Source organism: Kitasatospora nipponensis (assembly GCF_039528135.1).
GTDB lineage: Bacteria > Actinomycetota > Actinomycetes > Streptomycetales > Streptomycetaceae > Kitasatospora > Kitasatospora nipponensis.
Genome location: NZ_BAAALF010000999.1, coordinates 1 through 562, shown reverse-complemented (window position 1 = coordinate 562; position 562 = coordinate 1). Strand labels below are relative to the sequence as shown.

1 pseudogene is annotated in these 562 nt (G+C 68.9%); it reads right to left on the bottom strand.

Annotated features, from left to right (window positions below):
• Positions 1–372, bottom strand: a pseudogene (locus tag ABD323_RS44535) (hypothetical protein); the annotation flags it as partial.
• Between the last annotated feature and the right edge of the window lie 190 nt (positions 373–562).

Sequence of the window (562 nt, the reverse complement as noted above, 5' to 3'; positions counted from 1 at the left end):
GCCCACCGGGTCGCGGGCCGTGTGCGCGGCGTGGAAGCGCTTGATGGCCGGGGCCAGGTCACGGTTGTCGAACTGGGGGGATGTCGTGGGGCCCGCAGGAGGGCAGATGTCCGGGCTCTCCGCATCGGCCATGGCCTGTGCGACATCCGTCCCGGGAGACGGGGAGATCCAGGCCAGGAGGGAGGCGAGGCTCTGGTCCTCCAGGGTGCTCTGGCCGGTGGCCCAGTGTTCGGAGAGCATGCTGGTGACGGGCAGCAGCAGGCAGGTGCCGGCTTGTTCGGCCCGCTCGACCAGGAACGTCAGCCACATGCCGAACTCGGGCACGACGTCCGCGACCGCATACGGTCCGGTGGTCGAACGGAAGCGGCACATGCGCCCGAGGTCGGCCAACGCCTTGATCCCGCCAGTGTTCGGGTTCCCTCTGCGCCACCCACAGCAGACAGGTGTAGCATTTGGGCAGGGTCTACTGTTTAGGGGTTCTGTGGTGAGGGTCGGCTTCGGCGGTGAACAGGTCGACGTGCCCGATGACTTGGGCCGGGCGCTACTGGCGGCCCTGCGGGAG